At 39.0% G+C, this 1,307-nt stretch carries 1 protein-coding gene; it reads right to left on the bottom strand.

The genetic code is table 11. The features are described from left to right. Positions 1-1,307: T6SS phospholipase effector Tle1-like catalytic domain-containing protein (locus O9332_RS00995; RefSeq protein WP_288023301.1), on the bottom strand; the 1,307-nt coding region annotated here is incomplete at both ends.

Below are 1,307 nucleotides of genomic sequence, written 5' to 3'. Positions count from 1 at the left end.
GGTTGAGTCAAACTCTAATCCCAATTTTTTGGCTTGATTAATCATCCATTGTAACGGGTAATCGGAAATTCCTTGATATTCTTTTTTGCCACCACCTAGACAGGTATGTTCACCCACAAATAAAACTTCTTTGACAACTTGTTCGGGATTTTCTGGATTGGCTTTGATCGGAGTGGAAGGGAAGTTTTTACGTTTTTCATCAATGGCAACAGCATGAAAAGCATTCTGGATAATCGGACTTAATTTTGTATTACTAAATTCATATTTTTTATGATAAAACTTAGCCAGGGGAAACCAAGGAGTTAAATCAGGAATACCAAAATTGCCAACTGTATCCCAACAACCTAACATCTTGACTGGAATACGATCTTGAAAATCTTCCTTTTCTGTCTCAATTTTTTTAGCATTAGCGGCACGGAATTGTTGAGCTTTGGCACTATCAGAACTAACGGTGTGGTCTCGATAGAGTTGATAAGCCAGGGGAATTTCTTTAATCTTAGAGCGTTTTAGGATTCCACATTTATCGATAAAACTAGCCAAACAACGAACGATATATGCGCCTCGACTAAAACCTAACAAATAAATTTCATCCTCGGTTGTGGGATTGTAGTTAAGGACAAGAAAACGATAGGCATCTTGAATCATTCGATCTAGTCCCCAGCCAAAAGTTTCATTGCCTAAACTTTTAATAAATTCGTTATCTTCGGGGGTGCCAGAACCTGACAAAAAGACGATTTGGGGGGTTTGATCCTCGGCAATATACTTAATAGATTCGGCGAATTTAACCACATTGGTGGGGTAAGCACTGGCAGAGTCTTCCCAAGAACCATCACAACAAATAATTAACCGTTTTTTCTGGTTTGAATAAGTGAGGATATCTGGTTGAGAAATTGCTGTTTCACTAATCTCCTCAATTTCATTGCTGGCAAGAGCAGCTTCTGCAGCAATTATAATTGATTCTGGATTCTCTTCCCGGGAAGGTTCTTGATTTTCGGATGGAGCATCCTGTTCAATCACTTCTTCTTCTTCAAGGGAGTTAAAAATTTCGTTGACCATTGTTATCCTTTTCGCACTCCTTCTAGCTTTACTGCTAGTCTGAGTTTTTGACTTAGGGATCGAGGTCGGTTTAGAGGGAAGACTATCTAGTTGCCAGGTTGTCCCATAAAGAATACCATGATTGCTATAACTTGTTTGATCCTCGGCACTGCCATTGAGTGATAAATAAGTAACTAAGCCAAGATCATCAACTAAGGGAGATTGATACATCGCTTTTTGGATTTCTTCTTGGCTACGCGCTTGATTCCAAA

Source organism: Microcystis sp. LE19-10.1B, assembly GCF_027530565.1.
Classification (GTDB): domain Bacteria; phylum Cyanobacteriota; class Cyanobacteriia; order Cyanobacteriales; family Microcystaceae; genus Microcystis; species Microcystis aeruginosa.
The sequence above is the reverse complement of the archived record's forward strand: the minus strand, read 5'-3'. Positions and strand labels throughout refer to the sequence as shown.